Consider the following 17,135-nt stretch of genomic DNA (forward strand, 5'->3'; position numbering starts at 1 on the left):
CCTCATGACTTAAGATTCTAAGTAAATTCCACCATCAGAATGAACTTTAATCTCGACTTTTTCTAAAGATTCACCTTGGCATGGGCCTGAAATGCACACACCAGTTTCTACATCAAATAAAGCACCATGAGTAGAGCATTCAATGAACTCTTGATCACGATCTAAGAATTGATTTTCAAGAAACTCGAGCTCAACTTGTAAATGTGGGCATACATTTTGATACGCATAGAAGCAACCATCTCGTTGCGTAATGAAAATGTTGTCACCATTTTCAGTTTCAAAAGATCGAGATTCTCTTTCAGGAATGTCTTCAGTCATGCAAATTTTATTCATTTTATGCGACTTCTATTTGAAAATCTTTAAGAAGTTTAGCGTAATCAGCTACGTCTAAACGTGGACCAAATTGAGCAACCACTTGGCTTGAGATTAAAATAGCCAATTCAGTCGCTGTTTGTAAATCTTTACCAGCATTTAATGCATATAAAAATGCACCAGAGAAAGCATCACCAGCACCGTTCGTGTCTAAAGCAACAACTTTACGTCCTTTCACTTGAAGTTCAGTTGATTCCGTTGCTACAAGAGCGCCGTCTGCGCCAAGCGTAATAATGACGGTAGAGCTTAATTTTTTAAGTGCAGCAAGAGCATTTTGTAAGCCATCAGTTTGTGTATACATCAATGCTTCTTGTTCATTACAGAATAGAACATCTACACCATCATCTAATAATTCGTCCAAGCCTGTACGCGCATACTGCACCATAGCAGGATCAGAGAGCGTTAACGCAATTTTCACATTATTTGCTTTCGCAATTGCACGCGCTTGCTTTACGGCAGCTCGTGCTGTATCACTCGTAGAAAGGTAACCCTCTATATATAACCATTTAGCGGTTTTTAGCGCTTCAAAATCAATTTGTTCATTACTGAGTTCAGCTGTAATACCTAAGAAAGTATGCATGGTACGTTCTGAATCAGGACTGACCAAAACCATGCAAGTCCCAGTTTCGCCTTCACTGATCGAACGTTCAGAGGTTTGTATTCCTGCATCATTTAGACCTTTTAAGTACAACGCTCCAAGATCATCATTGCCGACACGGCATCCATAAAACGCTTGACCACCTAAGGCACTAAAAGCCACTGTTGAGTTAGCTGCAGATCCCCCAGAGGCTTGACCTTTATATTCTTGAGAATTTTTTAAGTTTTGAAATAGACGGGCTTGAGTTTCCCCATCTGTAAGCTGCATAGTACCTTTTTGCAAATTTTGCTCTAAAAGAAATTCATCAGATACTTTGAATTCTTGGTCAATGAGGGCATTGCCAATCGCAAAAAGGTCAACTTTAGCCATGTCTAAATTCACATCACGAAAAAAGAAAACGATTTTACACCAATGCGATTGAATTCAGTAGCGTATTGCTTGATTTTCAAGCTTTAACCCGCATTTAATCGAAATGAATTATTTAATTCCGATATAGTTCTATTGATTTAGTTTTAATCTGACTATTTTACTCGGAAAATAGTTAGAGTTTGTTGTATAAATGATGAATTGTATTGAACTATCAGTATAATGATCTTTGTTAAAATTTATGTAAATTAAGGAGCACACATGACCGTAGATGTTACTGAAACCATTCAAAACACCGTTCATCCCGCGTTTCAGTTGGTACGTCAACATCATGTAGCCGCACTCGATATATTAGTTTCAGAATACCGTCATAAAGAAACTGACGCTGTGCATTTTCATCTAGCAACTGAACATGATGAAAATGTTTTTTTAGTTGCTTTCCGTACACAACCGATGGATTCAAAAGGCGAAGCACACATTCTTGAGCATACTGCATTATGTGGTTCTGAAAAATTTCCTGTACGTGATCCATTCTTTTTAATGATCCGTCGTTCTCTAAATACGTTTATGAACGCATTTACAGCTGCCGATTGGACAGCTTATCCATTTGCGACACAGAATAAAAAAGATTTCCAAAACTTACTTTCCGTCTATTTGGATGCAGCATTTGCAGCCAATTTAAACCCTTTGGATTTCGCTCAAGAAGGTATCCGAATTGAGTTGGAGAATGGTGAGCCTGTTTACAAGGGTGTGGTTTTTAATGAAATGAAAGGTGCAATGAGTTCACCTTCAGATCAGTTATATCACCAACTTGCTCATCATTTATTCCCTAAAACGACTTACCACTATAATTCAGGAGGTGATCCGAAGGATATTCCTGATTTAACTTACGAAGAGTTAGTCAGTTTCTATAAGTCACATTACCATCCAAGTAATGCTATTTTCATGACTTTTGGTAATCAATCTGCCTATGAGTTACAAGAGCAGTTTGAAACTTTAGCGTTATCTAAGTTTAAGAAAGGTCAAACCTTATATTCGACACCAGAACAGCGTCTAGAAGCACCTATTGAGGTGACAGAGACTTACGCGGTAGATGCTGAAGATTTGAAAGATAAAACCTACCATGTACTGGCATGGTTACTTCCTGAATCTAGTGATATTCAACTTCGTTTAGGCTTACGTTTGGCTGAAGGGATCTTATTGGAAGATTCTGCTTCACCATTACGTCACTATTTAGAAACGTGTGGTTATGCTCAATCTACAGGACCAATTTTAGGTCTTGATGATTCTAACTATGAAATGACTTTCTACTGCGGTATTCAAGGTTCAAATCCTGAACATGCAGAAACATTCAAAAACGGTGTGTTGAATGTGCTGAACGAGGTTGCCTCGAAGCCTGTAGATCAGTCATTGGTTGATGCGATTTTGCATCAAATTGAATTACACCAACGAGAAATTGGTGGAGATGGCACGCCTTATGGTCTAAGCCTCATCCTCAATGGTTTAAGCAGTGCAATTCATCATAATGATCCAATACATGTTTGGGACGTAGATTCGACCATTGAGCAAGTGAAAGAGCAGTTGAAAGACCCGATGTGGTTGCCTAATCTGATTAACACCCATTTGATTGATAATCCGCATCGTGTACAGATGACGCTTGTACCAGATGCGAATAAGTCGAAATTAGAGGCTGAAGCAGAAAAACAGCGTTTAGCTGATATAGGCGCACGCTTAACAGATGCCGAAAAAGCGGAAATTGTACGCCAAACTGAGGCATTAAATGAAAGACAGGCGACTCCTGACAACTTAGATTTATTGCCGAAAGTTGGTCTAGAAGATATACCCGCTGAGCTTCCAGTCGTTCAAGGTCAATTGCGAGAAATCATTTCTAATAACTTAGATACACCTTTGAACTTATACCATGCTGGTACTAATGGAATTTATTACCAACAAGTGATTATTCAAATTCCTGATCAAGTCGTGAAATCACCATATTTTAACTTACTCTCCGTGCTCATGGGCGAGGTCGGTGCAGGTCAATATAATTATTTAGAATTACAGCAATTACAAACAGCGGTAAGTGGTGGCCTTGGTATGGGGGCATCTCTACGTAGTAAAGTTGATGATAAAGGTAAAATTAGCGCATTTTTAACGCTGACAACAAAATCGCTTGCCCACAAACTAGATACGATTCAATTGTTAAAACTGGCATTTGAGAAACTGCGTTTTGATGAAAAGGACCGTATTATTGAACTCTTACAACAGCGTAAGACGCGTTGGGCATCTCGTTTGTCTGGTTCTGGACATAGCTATGCCATGCAAATTGCTTCTCGTAATATGAGTGCATTGGCATTACGTGATTATAATAATACCGGCTTAGGTGCACTTAATTGGTTGAGCGAGCTTGTTCAAAGCATTGAAACAGATGAAAAAGCATATGCGAACCTCATTCAAGAGTTGCAAAATATTCACCGTTTGTTGTTACTCGCGCCTAAACAGTTCCTACTGGTCTGTGAAGAGCAACAGTCTGAACGTTTAATTGAAGAAATTCAAAATGTTTGGGATAAACTTGAAGTGAAGCGTGAGCCAGTGCATCTTACTGAAGTTAATTTTGAACAAACGCAAAATGACGAAGCATGGCTGATTCAATCCAATGTCCAATTCTGTGCTTCTGCTTATCCAGCAGTTGAAGTTTCTCATCCGGATGCAGCACCGTTAATGGTGCTTGCGGGTTATCTACGTAATGGTTTCCTACATAGTGCAATCCGTGAAAAAGGAGGCGCTTATGGTGGTGGTGCAAGCTATGATGGCAATGCTTGTGCATTTAGATTCTATAGTTATCGTGATCCACGTTTAGCAGAAACTTTCCAAGATTTTGAAGCAAGTATTGATTGGTTATTGAATACTGAACAAAAACCACACCAACTTGAAGAGGCGATTTTGGGTCTTGTATCGAGTATGGATAAGCCTGGTTCTCCTGCAGGTGAAGCAATTACTGCATGTTATGCATTATTGCATGGACGTACGCCTCAATTCAGAAAAACTTTACGAGAGCGTTTGCTCAATGTAACGTTAGATGATCTAAAACGTGTAGCAGAAACGTATTTAGTGAATCAAAAACCAACGAAGGCTGTTGTAGCACCAATGGCTAAAAAAGAGCAACTTGCAGAACTTGGATTTGCAATAAAACAAGTGAATTAAAATTAAAAATGGGGCTTTGCCAATGCGAAATAGAATAAAATGTTCACCAATATGGTTGGGTGTGTCGTCGTTTATGTGTTTGCCTATACAAACTGTTTGGGCAACAGATGTGGTACCAGCGAATCCAGCGTCACCACAAGCGTGCGTTGCACTTGATTCAAATGCAGAGCGTTTAGCCTGTTATGATGCATTGTTCAAAGCCCCTGAACTTGAGCAACCTGCTTATGTTTCTGAGCGTCAGGCCGCGCGTGAAATACCAGCACCGCAGGTTGAACCTCAGGATTTAAAGTCTAAAATTGAGCAAAAAGTTGAAAACTTGTTTTCGGTGGAAGGTCCTGTAATTACACCAAATTCATCATTGCTTGATAAACGATGGGAATTGGCTGAAGATAGTAAATTAGGAACATGGAATATCCGTGCACATCAACCTGTGTATTTGCTTCCTGCATTTTGGACGTCTGATAAGAACGAATTTCCGACAAGTTTAAATCCAGACAATTCTGTTAAAGAAGATCAAAACCTTAAGTCTTTAGAGTCTAAGTTTCAAATTTCACTCAAAACTAAAGCTGTTGAAAACTTAATCGGGAATAATGGCGATATTTGGTTGGGTTATACCCAGTCATCTCGATGGCAGGTTTACAACTCTGAAGAATCACGACCATTTCGTGAAACGAATTATGAACCTGAAGCAAGTATTGTGTTTAGAACCAACTATGAATTTTTAGGTTTAAATGGTCGCTTACTCGGTTTAACGCTGAATCATCAATCAAATGGACGTTCGGATCCTTTATCACGTAGTTGGAACCGTGTGATGCTGAACTTAGGATTTGAGCGTGATAATTTCGCTATGATGATTCGACCTTGGTATCGAATCGAAGAAGATTTCAATGATGATAACAATCCTGACATTAAAAACTACATTGGTCGTGGTGATTTGACGACTTTTTACCGTTGGAATGATCATGATTTTAGTTTGATGTTAAGACATTCACTTAAGGGTGGGGATGATTCTCGAGGAGCTGTACAATTTGATTGGGCATTCCCAATCAGTGGCAAACTTAGAGGTCATTTTCAATTATTCGATGGGTATGGTGAGAGTTTGATTGATTATAATCATCGTGCTACCTATGCGGGTATAGGCGTCTCTTTAATGAATGCTTTCTAAATAAAAAACCACGCTTAGGCGTGGTTTTTTTAGCGATCTTATTTCGATTGAATTAGGGGAACACCAGTCACTTTCTGTATCTCATCAAAGGTGACGTCATGAGCCAGTTCTATCAGTTTTACCCCTTGAGGCGTGATATCCAAGACCCCTAGATCTGTGATCACGCGATGAACGACTGCTTTACCTGTAAGAGGCAGTGAACATTGCGGAACAATTTTTGGGGTGCCATCTTTGGCACAATGTTCCATCAGCACGACGACTTTTTGTACGCCAGCCACCAAATCCATTGCTCCACCCATACCTTTGACTTTTTTCCCTGGAATCATCCAATTCGCAAGATCTCCTTGCTCAGAGACTTCCATAGCGCCAAGTATAGCTATATTCACATGCCCACCACGGATCATGGCAAATGAATCAGCACTGGAAAAGAATGCAGCGCCTGCTCGCGCCGTAACAGTTTGCTTACCCGCATTAATCAGGTCAGCATCTACGGTTTCTTTTGTTGGAAATTCGCCAATTCCCAGCAAACCATTTTCAGATTGGAGCCAAACATTGATATTTTCAGGAATATAGTTCGCAACCAATGTAGGCAATCCAATCCCTAAATTGACATAAAATCCATCTTCGAGTTCCAAGGCAGCTCGTTGCGCCATTTCATTACGCGTCCATGCCATAACTTATGCCTCCGCCTTTAAGGTCATTTGTTCGATTCTTTTTTCTGGTGTGGTGTTAAGAACGATACGATTTACATAAATGCCGGGCAAATGTATCGAATCGGGATCGAGCTCACCGATCTCTACAATTTCCTCAACTTCAGCGACTGTGATTTTCCCAGCCATCGCACAAACGGGATTAAAATTTTGAGCTGTTTTCCTAAAGATTAGGTTACCTGCCTTATCTGCTTTATACGCTTTGACCAAAGCGACATCTGCAGTTAAAGAGGGTTCTAAAATATATTCTTTACCATTGAACTCACGTACTTCTTTACCTTCTGCAATCAACGTACCTACGCCTGTTTGGGTAAAAAATGCAGGAATCCCAGCTCCACCAGCACGGAGTTTTTCAGCCAAAGTGCCTTGAGGGGTTAGCTCGACTTCAAGTTCACCATTTAAGTATTGTCGCTCAAATTCTTTATTTTCTCCGACATAGGACGAGATCATTTTTTTAATTTGTTTTGTTTCGAGTAGTAATCCCAAACCAAAACCATCTACACCTGCATTGTTTGAAATACAAGTCAGCTCTTTAGCTCCTGTTTGTTTCAGGGCAGCAATCAAAGCCTCAGGAATACCACATAAGCCAAAACCACCAACAGCTAAGGTTTGACCATCTTGAATGATATCGTTCAGTGCACTTTCAGCACTTTCATACACTTTGTTCGTCATTGAACACCTCATTGTATTTTTATTTTGTTCATCCTGAATCAGCTTCCGATCTTCATCATTTCATAATGCTGATACGTACTAAGCACATTTTTTTTGCCAATACGCATTGGCATAGTTAGATGGATTGTTTCGTTGCAAAACTTGACTAATGTTACGACTCGCAAGCATCAGGGCATCTAGGTCAATGCCAGTTTCATAGCCCATATTGGACAAGAGATAAAATAAGTCTTCAGTGGATACATTACCCGAAGCACCTTTTGCATAAGGACAACCGCCAAGTCCTGCAATCGATGAGTCAAATATGCGGATGCCTTGTGTCAGTGATTGATAGATATTGGCAATTGCCATGCCGTAGGTATTGTGAAAATGACCAGCTAAAAGTTGTGGTTCAATTCGTTCCAAACATGCATTCCAAACTTTGGAAACACGATCAGGTGTAGCTGTGCCGATGGTTTCACCCAAGGATACTTCGTAGCAACCTAGATCAATTAACTTTGCACTGACTTCAGCAACCTTAGATGGATCAATTGGACCTTCATAAGGGCAGTCGACGATACATGAAACATATCCGCGTACTTTAATATCATGTTGTTGAGCAAGCTGTAATACATCAGCAAACTTCTCAAAACTTTCCTCAATTGAACAATTTATATTCTTTTGAGTGAAGCTTTCAGAAGCAGCGGTGAAAACCGCAACTTCTTTACAACCTACAGCTAAAGCTGACTCAAATCCCTTAAGGTTTGGTGTCAGTAAGCTGAACTGGATATCTTCATCATGTGGTAGGCTGGCATAGAGTTGATCACTTTCTGCCATTTGAGGTACCCACTTTGCAGATACACAAGAACCGACTTCGATATTCTTCAAACCAGTTTTCATCAAATCAAGAATAAGATTGCGTCTGTCTTCGAATGTTAAGGGTGTTTTTTCATTCTGAAGACCGTCACGAGGTCCAACTTCAACGATTTTCACAAAATTATCGTGATTTGGTGTGGTTTGATTGGTTGTTTTCATCATGCCGCATTCTCCTCAGCAGCTTGAAACTCAACCAGCTCATCACCAGCTTTCACTTGATCACCTTGTTGGAAATAAGCTGCGACTACGACACCATCAAATGGTGCACGTATAGCGTATTCCATTTTCATTGCTTCTAACGTTAATAACACGTCATCTTTTTTTACACGTTGATTTGCTGAAACAAATACTTGTGTCACTGCACCCGGCATTGGCGCTTTTAGATTTGAGTCAGATGAGGATTGATCATCTGTATTAAAATTAGCTTTGATAAGTTCAAATTTAAAAGTCTGCCCATTTTTAAAGAGGGTGACCGCATCATTGGTTTTTTTAAAACTGATTTTCTCTTGACCAAAAGAGGTATAGATCGCCATGAGATTTTCATTGAGCAACTGACCTGAGATAGCGTAGCTTTCGCCATCAAGCTGTGCTTCGAACCCTTGTGAAGTTGAGATAAATTCAACTTGATACGTTTGTCCGAGATGTTCAAGTTTTATCGGTATACGCGCATCAACATTACTTCTCCAAAGGGGTTTTGCTTTCCAAACTGGATGGCTTCTATGCTTGGATTCATTTAACTGAGAATGCAGTTCAATAAATGCTGCTGTGACAATTGTTTCAGACGAAGAAGGAGTAGTGGTTTTAAATAGGAACTCATCTTCACGCTGAATTAAATTAGTATCTAGATTGGCATTTTTGAAAGAGTCACATGCCACTAAGCGATCTAAAAATGCAATATTGTTGCCTAAGCCTTCGACATGAAAGTGGCTCAAAGCATGATGCATTTGGACGAGTGCTGCTTCACGATTTTCTCCCCATACGATGAGTTTAGCAATCATTGGATCATAGAACGTTGTGATCTCATCACCTTGCACAATGCCACTATCAACACGGACACATTCATTTTGAGTCGGATAATGAAGATAATTAATTTTTCCAATTGCTGGGAGAAATCCTTTCTCTGGCTCTTCTGCATAAACACGAGCTTCAAGTGCATGGCCATGAATTTTTAATTCAGACTGTTGTTTTGGCAAACGTTCACCATAAGCAACACGTAATTGCCATTCAACCAAATCTTGTCCTGTGATCATTTCCGTCACAGGGTGTTCAACTTGAAGGCGAGTGTTCATTTCCATGAAGTAAGCTGTACCATCTTGTTCAACAATGAACTCAACCGTTCCAGCACCGACATAGTCTACTGCTCGGGCAGCATTAATCGCAGCTTCACGCATCGCTTCGAGTTTAACTTCGGCCATTTTAGGGGCTGGGGCTTCCTCTAGGACTTTTTGGTGACGGCGCTGCACAGAGCAATCACGTTCAAAGAGGTGAACATAATTGCCATGTTTGTCACCAAAAACTTGCACTTCAATATGACGAGGATTGACAACATAACGTTCAATTAGAACGTCATCATTGCCAAAGCTTGATTTCGCTTCACTTTTGCATGAGTTCAGTGCAGGAAGAAAGTCTTCAGCACGCTCAACTAAGCGCATGCCTTTACCACCACCACCTGCACTGGCTTTAATCAGTACAGGATAGCCAATCTGATCAGCTTGTTGTTTTAAGAAATCTGCATCTTGATTGCTGCCATGATACCCAGGTGTGAGTGGTACACCTGCTTTTTCCATCAATGCTTTAGACGTTGCTTTTAAACCCATGGCTAAGATGGCAGCCACTGGAGGCCCTATAAAAGTAATATTGTTTTTTTCACAGGCTTCCGCAAATTGATCATTTTCAGATAGGAAACCATAACCTGGATGGATGGCTTCAGCCCCTGTTTTAAGTGCAGCTTGAATAATACGATCTGCTTGTAAATAACTTTGTGCAGCAGGGGATTCACCAATATAAATAGCTTCATCCGCTAATTTGACATGCTGCGCTTGGGTATCTGCATCTGAGTAAATTGCAACCGTTGCGATACCTAATTTTTGTGCACTACGAATCACACGACATGCAATTTCGCCACGGTTTGCAATGAGAATTTTTTTAAACATATAGAATCCCTTTTTATTGTTCTGCCGTTGCTTGAATCCATGCTGGGCTTTGTTTATTTAAAAAAGCAGTTAAGCCATTTTTGGCTTCATCACCTTGACGTACGTGCGCAATGTGTTGAGCGGTTTGAATCAGTAAATCTTCTGTGACTTCTTGATGATCAACTAAACGAATCAAAGACTTTGATGCAGCTTGAGCTTCAGGGCCACCAAGCAAAATTGCATCAATGATTTCCGATACGGTGGCATCCAACTGTTCTGGCTGACAAACTTCATGGACGAGACCAATATGCTTTGCTTGTTCTGCAGAAATACGTTCAGCCGTGAGAAAATATCGAGATGCTTGACGAGCACCGATGGCACGGATCACGTATGGACTAATCGTTGAAGGTGCTAAACCTAATCTCACTTCTGAAGTGGCAAACTTAGCATCAGTGGAAGCCACACAAATATCGCATGCTGAAGCAAGCCCCATGCCGCCGCCAAATGCAATACCATGGACACGTGCAATAGTCGGTTGTTTCAGCGTGGCTAAACTTTGTAACATTTTGGCAAGTTTCAAAGCATCCTCTTCATTTTCCACTTTTGATGCTTGACCTGCTTGTTTCATCCAATTGAGGTCCGCACCTGCAGAAAAGCTTTTACCACGACCTGCCAAAACGACAACACGAACGTCATCATTAGCATTTAAAGTTGTGAAACAGTGATTCAGCTCTTCTATCACTTGTGTATTGAATGCATTGTGTAATTCAGCACGATTAATCCAAACGGTCGCAACTTGGCGTTCAATTTCAAGCTGTAAAAATTCATAACTCATGTCATTTTCTCCTTACATGCGGAACACGCCGAACTGAGTTGGTTCAATTGGTGCATTCAATGCAGCAGCCAAACTCAGACCTAAGACATGACGTGATTCTGCTGGATCAATCACACCGTCATCCCACAACCGTGCAGATGCATAATAAGGGTGTCCTTGCTTTTCAAATTGATCACGATAAGGTTGTTTGAATTGATCTTCTTCTTCAGCTGACCAAGTTTCACCACGTTGCTCAATTTGATCACGCTTAATCGTGGAGAGAACACTAGCAGCTTGTTCACCGCCCATCACGGAAATACGTGAATTCGGCCAAGTCCATAAGAAGCGAGGAGAATATGCTCGACCGCACATTCCATAGTTGCCTGCACCAAAAGAACCACCGACCACCAAGGTGATTTTAGGAACATTTGCGGTAGCTACTGCCATGACCAATTTGGCTCCATTTTTGGCAATACCTTCATTTTCATATTGGCGACCGACCATGAAACCGGTGATATTTTGGATAAAGAGCAGTGGAATATTGCGTTGCGTACACAGTTCAATGAAATGCGCACCTTTCTGAGCAGACTCTGAAAATAAAATTCCGTTATTGGCAATGATTCCGACCTTCATGCCGTAGATAGATGCAAAACCTGTAATTAAGGTTGTACCAAAACGAGCCTTAAATTCATCAAGTCTTGAACCATCCACGATACGCGCAATCACTTCACGGATGTCAAAGGGCTTGCGTGAGTCACTCGGAATGACACCATAGAGTTCCTCAGCACTATAAAGTGGTTCTTCAATTTCTGTCTTAAATGCTTTCGGTTCGATATTTAGGTTTTGAACAATATTGCGTGCAATTTGAATCGCATGTTCATCACTTTCTGCAAGATGATCTGCGACACCAGATAAACGGGTATGAACATCGCCACCACCAAGGTCTTCAGCACTCACCACTTCACCTGTTGCAGCTTTTACCAAAGGTGGACCACCGAGGAAAATCGTACCTTGATTGCGGACAATAATTGTTTCATCGGACATGGCAGGGACATATGCGCCACCCGCAGTACAACTCCCCATAACCACAGCTATTTGTGCAATACCTTTACTCGACATGCGTGCTTGGTTGTAAAAAATTCGTCCAAAATGATCGCGATCAGGGAATACTTCATCCTGCATTGGCAGAAATGCACCGCCTGAGTCGACCATATAAATACAAGGAAGATGATTTTGTTCAGCAATTTCTTGCGCACGTAAATGTTTTTTTACAGTTAAAGGATAATATGTACCTCCTTTAACTGTTGCATCATTGGCAACGATCATGCATGTCACACCATGCACTTGACCAATACCTGCAACCACACCTGCGGCTGGTACATCGTCAGCATAAACTTGATAAGCAGCGAGTTGACCAATTTCAAGAAAGGCAGTTCCTGCATCAATGAGTTGATCAATGCGCTCACGCGGTAATAGTTTTCCACGTGCTAAATGCTTCTGACGTGCTTTTTCTCCACCACCTAAGGCAATGGTTTGAGCTTGTTTTTTTAAGTCTGCGACCAATTCAAGCATTGCAGCTTGATTGATTTTAAACTCTTCACTACGTGGATTGATTTTGCTTTTAATTTCGTTCATCAATGACTTCCTTGTATTAACTTGAATTATTTGGTTTCGTTGAATAACTCACGACCAATTAACATGCGTCGAATTTCAGAAGTTCCTGCACCAATTTCATAAAGTTTGGCATCACGCCATAATCGACCTGTGTTGTAATCATTGATATAACCATTGCCCCCAAGGGTTTGAATTGCTTCACCAGCCATCCAGGTTGCTTTTTCAGCTGAGTAGAGAATGGCACTTGCTGCATCTTTACGTAAACCACGATCATGATCAGCTTTATCACATGCTGCACCCACGGCATAAACCAAAGCCTTGCTTGCCAACCATGTAGAATACATATCCGCAATTTTGCCTTGCATGAGTTGGAATTCACCTAAACATTGACCGAATTGCTTACGTTCATGAATGTATGGGATGACCACATCTAAACATGCATCCATAATGCCTAGTGGTCCACCACTGAGAACTGCACGCTCGTAATCCAATCCACTCATGAGCACTTTTGTACCGTTACCCACACCACCCATCACGTTTTCTTTAGGCACTTTGACATTGTCAAAGAACAGGGGATAAGTATTTGAACCACGCATTCCGAGTTTGTCTAAGTGACTCCCATGACTAAAGCCTTCCATGCCTTTTTCAATAATGAAAGCAGTCATGCCTTTGGCACCAGCATTGATGTCAGTTTTGGCGTAAACCACCAGCACGTCAGCATCTCCACCATTGGTAATCCACATTTTTGAGCCATTAAGTACAAAGTGATCACCATGCTCTTCAGCACGTAATTTCATACTCACGACATCTGAACCCGCATTTGGTTCAGACATTGCCAAAGCACCGACATATTCGCCAGAAATTAATTTAGGAAGATATTTTTGTTTTTGTTCTTCGCTACCATTACGGTTAATTTGATTCACACAAAGATTTGAATGTGCCCCGTATGAAAGTCCAATGGAAGCAGATGCTCGTGAAATTTCCTGCATGACAATGATATGAGCCAAATAACCCAGATTGACACCACCGTATTCTTCACTCACGGTAAGTCCAAGTAACCCCATATCACCAAATTTTTTCCATAAGTGAGCTGGAAATAAGTTGTCTTGATCAACTTGTTGAGCAATAGGTGCGATTTCCTTTGCACAGAATGCAGCTACAGAATCACGTAAAGCGATTAGTGTTTCGTCTAGTCCAAAGTCGATACTCTGTAAATTCATTTTCATTCATCCTAAAATTTAATTTTTATTTCCAGTGAAGCATTTTGTCCTTGCTTGAGAAATACAATACAGTTATTTTTTAAAAAAGTGAATATAGATTCAGAAAATGATTTATAATTCATTTTAGTTGATTGGGTGAACAATTATGAGTTATAAAAGATCCACTTTGATGCAAGAGCGTATGGAGCAAAATCGTCAATCGATATTGCAATCCGCGCGCGAACTTATTGCGGGTGGTGGTTTTAAAGATGCACAAGTGCAAGCGATTGCAGATAAATCTGGTGTCTCGAGTGGTTTGGTCTATCGCTATTTTGAGAACAAAAATCAGATTTTGATTGAAGTGCTTTCACAGGCCATCAAAGGTGAGGTCGATATTCTGAATCAGATTGCAAAAAATGATTGGACTTCGACTGAGAAGTTGACAAAGGCCGTCACTGCTTTCGTAAAACGTGCTCTGAATAGCCCTCAACTTGCATATTCACTCATGTTTGAGCCCGTAGACCCAACGATTGAGCATGAACGTTTTAGAAGTAAGCAACTGATAAAACAATCCATTAAGGAGATTCTTGCCGAAGGAAAGGTCAATGGTGAGTTCGAATTTGAAGATTTAAATACAGCTGCATTATGCGTGGTTGGTGCGATGACATTCGTTGTGATTGAACCTTTAAATCCATCGCGTAATGTGATGTTTGATGACGGTTATAAAGGTTATTTCGTTAAGCAAATTGCAGACTTTTGTGTCAATGCAGTTAAGGCAAAGGAGGAAAATTAATTTAATTCACACAAAAGGATGTCATGTTTAAACGAGTAATCGCGTAATTAATAACGAAATATTGGATTGATATAAGAAAATAGAATCAAGGAGTGTGATTCAATGACGCAATTACGACTCAGTTATGCCTATGGCACCAGTGAGCAACCCTTATTGGGTATGACCATAGGCCATAAATTTGATCAAGCATGCCTACAATATGCCGATCAGGATGCTGTGGTCAGTGTGCATCAAAATGTACGTTTGACCTATCAGCAGTTACAAGAGAAAGTAAATGCTTTTGCATGTAGTTTATTAAAAATCGGTTTAGAAAAGGGAGATCGTCTAGCGATTTGGTCCCCTAATTGTGTGGAATGGACGATCGCACAATTTGCAGCCTTCAAGGCTGGAATTATTTTGGTCAACTTAAATCCTGCGTATAAAAGCTACGAGCTAGAATACGTACTCAATCGAGTATCTTGCAAAGGATTGATCATTGCATCGACCTTTAAGACGACCAATTATCAAGAAATTTTGACGCAAATTGCACCAGAAATTTTGCATACGACCAATGGCGTTTTAAATGCTGAAAAATTACCGCATTTAAAGTATTTGATCAAAATAGATGATCAACAACATACTGGGTTTTATCGCTTTAGTGATTTATTGGCTGAACCGACTTCAGAGCAGTTAGATCAACTTAATGAGATAGCATCTGGTCTTCAATTCGATGAAACCATCAATATCCAGTTTACCTCCGGAACGACAGGTAGCCCCAAAGGGACCATGCTGACACACAATAATATTCTGAATAACGGGTATTTTGTGGGAGAGGCAATCAAACTGACTTCTAAAGATCGAGTTTGTATTTCTGTACCGTTATTTCATTGCTTTGGTATGGTGATGGGTAATCTTGCCTGTATTACACATGGATCAACCATGATCTATCCATCAGCTGTATTTAATCCTCTTGATAGTCTTAAAGCGATTGAACAAGAGAAATGTACCGCAGCTTATGGTGTGCCTACCATGTTTATTGCCATGCTTGATCATGAGCAATTTGACGAATTTGATTTGACCACATTACGTACAGGCATCATGGCTGGCAGTCCATGTCCAAAAGAAATCATGAAGCGCGTCATTGAGCGTATGCATATGCGAGATATCACGATTTGTTATGGCATGACTGAAACAGCGCCAGTAAGCGCACAAAGTTCGATCACAGATTCGCTAGAACAACGAGTGAGCACTGTTGGTCGAGTTCATCCACATATCGAAATTAAAATAGTCGATGAACACGGTAAAGTAGTGCCTCGTGGCAAACTCGGAGAGTTGTGTGTACGAGGATACTCAGTCATGCTGGGCTATTGGGATGAAGAAGAAAAAACCCGAGAAGTCGTAGATGTCGCAAAATGGATGCATACCGGTGATATCGCTGAAATGGATGATGAAGGCTTTATCAAAATCAAAGGTCGCATTAAAGATGTCGTGATTCGTGGGGGGGAGAATTTATTCCCTAAAGAGATTGAAGATTTCTTATATAAACATCCTGCTGTTAGCGATGTCCAAGTGATTGGACTTCCTGACCCGAAATATGGCGAAGAGTTATGTGCTTGTATTATTTTGCATGAAGGACATGAATGTTCTGAACAAGTGATCAAAGATTACTGCAAAGCCAATATCTCACATAATAAAGTGCCACGATATGTACATTTTCTTAAAGAGTTCCCAATGACTGCTTCTGGTAAGGCTCAGAAGTTTAAACTCCAAGAATATATGCGTGAGCAACTCAATATTTTTGATGAGAGTGCTTAATCGTCATTGAGTGATATTTTTAACTTCAAGCTAGAAAAACAACAAAGCCGAACTTAGTTCACTAAGTTCGGCTTAATTTTAAAAAATAGTAGAAGAGCGATATGGCAAAGAATTTTGATCACCCAAAAATCGTAGAAAACTATGATGAACATATCAGGCAGCTCATACCAGGATATGAACTGATGCATCTACATATACTGGCGTTGCTTGAAACTCATCTCAAAGAAGAGGCTAAAATTGCCATTGTCGGGTGCGGAACTGGATTTGAACTGAATTATTTATTAGATCATTTTCCAAAGGCGGAGTTTGTAGTGTTTGATCCATCGGCAGCGATGCTTGAAAAAACAAAACAGATCGTTCAGTTTAAGCAGCAAATGCACCGAGTCATAATTCTGCAAGGTGACACGACGGTGCTCCAGAAATATTCTGAAAATTTTGATGCAGTATTAAGTATTTTGGTTTTTCATTTTGTTTCACATGCATACAAAAAGAGTTTTTTAGGTGATATTTACCATGCTTTGAAACAAGATGGTGTGGTTCTGAGTTTCGATCTGATGCAATTCGAAGAACCAAATGATCAGTTAGTATTAAAAAATTTGGTGACAAAAATAGGATTAAGTGAAAAACAAAGTCAGGTCATGTTGGAAAGAATACATGATGACTTTAATTTAATGACGGTGAAAGAGATTAAGAATCTATACCTTCAGGCTGGTTATCAAAATTTAAGAACTTTTTGTCAAATGTCTAATTTTTATGGATTAAAAGCAGTAAAGTGATAATTTCATATTTAGAATAACCTATTCATTTTATCTTATATGAAAATCGTACAAATGGTTATATATCTAAAATGAAA

General features: G+C 40.1%; 14 protein-coding genes. 5 read left to right on the top strand and 9 right to left on the bottom strand.

All coding sequences use genetic code 11. The features are described from left to right. Positions 1-9: 9 nt before the first annotated feature. Positions 10-318 carry a Rieske (2Fe-2S) protein gene (locus AC1M9L_RS12380; RefSeq protein WP_171076765.1) on the bottom strand — a complete coding sequence of 103 codons (309 nt, stop codon included), beginning with the start codon at positions 316-318 and terminating at the stop codon, positions 10-12. Between the two features lie 16 nt (positions 319-334). Further along, on the bottom strand, positions 335-1,339 hold the full coding sequence (locus AC1M9L_RS12385) for an adenosine kinase (protein WP_481592293.1): 1,005 nt from the start codon (positions 1,337-1,339) through the stop codon (positions 335-337). Positions 1,340-1,597: 258 nt separating this feature from the next. Here AC1M9L_RS12385 and AC1M9L_RS12390 point away from each other — a divergent pair, with 258 nt between their 5' ends. Both AC1M9L_RS12390 and AC1M9L_RS12395 read left to right on the top strand, forming a co-directional pair. Next, positions 1,598-4,537: an insulinase family protein gene (locus AC1M9L_RS12390; RefSeq protein ID WP_481592294.1), complete on the top strand. Its 2,940-nt coding sequence runs from the start codon at positions 1,598-1,600 to the stop codon at positions 4,535-4,537. Positions 4,538-4,610: 73 nt separating this feature from the next. Then, a complete protein-coding gene (locus tag AC1M9L_RS12395) occupies positions 4,611-5,702 on the top strand; it encodes a phospholipase A (protein WP_051586555.1) in 1,092 nt (363 codons plus the stop codon). A 38-nt stretch (positions 5,703-5,740) separates the two neighbouring features. Here AC1M9L_RS12395 and AC1M9L_RS12400 read toward each other — a convergent pair whose 3' ends face one another. The 7 genes from AC1M9L_RS12400 to AC1M9L_RS12430 all read right to left on the bottom strand — a co-directional run bounded on the left by AC1M9L_RS12400 (position 5,741) and on the right by AC1M9L_RS12430 (position 13,716). Then, positions 5,741-6,376, bottom strand: a complete 636-nt coding sequence (locus tag AC1M9L_RS12400) for a CoA transferase subunit B (protein ID WP_481592295.1) — start codon at positions 6,374-6,376, stop codon at positions 5,741-5,743. Between the two features lie 3 nt (positions 6,377-6,379). Continuing rightward, complete coding sequence (locus AC1M9L_RS12405; RefSeq protein ID WP_092768413.1) at positions 6,380-7,084, bottom strand: CoA transferase subunit A; 705 nt, start codon at positions 7,082-7,084, stop codon at positions 6,380-6,382. 78 nt (positions 7,085-7,162) lie between these two features. Next, positions 7,163-8,095 (bottom strand): hydroxymethylglutaryl-CoA lyase, encoded by a 933-nt coding sequence (locus tag AC1M9L_RS12410; protein ID WP_051586556.1) that lies wholly within the window; start codon positions 8,093-8,095, stop codon positions 7,163-7,165. Then, positions 8,095-10,089 carry an acetyl/propionyl/methylcrotonyl-CoA carboxylase subunit alpha gene (locus AC1M9L_RS12415; protein WP_481592296.1) on the bottom strand — a complete coding sequence of 665 codons (1,995 nt, stop codon included), beginning with the start codon at positions 10,087-10,089 and terminating at the stop codon, positions 8,095-8,097. The genes AC1M9L_RS12410 and AC1M9L_RS12415 overlap by 1 nt, the downstream gene beginning before the upstream one ends. Positions 10,090-10,102: 13 nt before the next feature. After that, complete coding sequence (locus AC1M9L_RS12420; RefSeq protein ID WP_481592297.1) at positions 10,103-10,903, bottom strand: enoyl-CoA hydratase/isomerase family protein; 801 nt, start codon at positions 10,901-10,903, stop codon at positions 10,103-10,105. A 12-nt stretch (positions 10,904-10,915) separates the two neighbouring features. Next, a complete protein-coding gene (locus tag AC1M9L_RS12425; RefSeq protein ID WP_481592298.1) occupies positions 10,916-12,517 on the bottom strand; it encodes a carboxyl transferase domain-containing protein in 1,602 nt (533 codons plus the stop codon). A 26-nt stretch (positions 12,518-12,543) separates the two neighbouring features. Next, positions 12,544-13,716, bottom strand: coding sequence for an isovaleryl-CoA dehydrogenase (locus AC1M9L_RS12430; protein WP_481592299.1), 1,173 nt, complete (start codon positions 13,714-13,716; stop codon positions 12,544-12,546). A gap of 145 nt (positions 13,717-13,861) precedes the next feature. Here AC1M9L_RS12430 and AC1M9L_RS12435 point away from each other — a divergent pair, with 145 nt between their 5' ends. The 3 genes from AC1M9L_RS12435 (at position 13,862) to AC1M9L_RS12445 (ending at position 17,058) form a co-directional block, all read left to right on the top strand. Then, on the top strand, positions 13,862-14,488 hold the full coding sequence (locus AC1M9L_RS12435) for a TetR/AcrR family transcriptional regulator (protein WP_092768402.1): 627 nt from the start codon (positions 13,862-13,864) through the stop codon (positions 14,486-14,488). A gap of 102 nt (positions 14,489-14,590) precedes the next feature. Further along, entirely contained in the window at positions 14,591-16,282 is a 1,692-nt protein-coding gene (locus tag AC1M9L_RS12440) for an AMP-binding protein (protein ID WP_481592300.1), read from the top strand. A 101-nt stretch (positions 16,283-16,383) separates the two neighbouring features. Next, positions 16,384-17,058: a class I SAM-dependent methyltransferase gene (locus AC1M9L_RS12445; RefSeq protein ID WP_481592301.1), complete on the top strand. Its 675-nt coding sequence runs from the start codon at positions 16,384-16,386 to the stop codon at positions 17,056-17,058. Positions 17,059-17,135 lie beyond the last annotated feature (77 nt).

This window comes from Acinetobacter sp. ANC_7511, assembly GCF_056779975.1.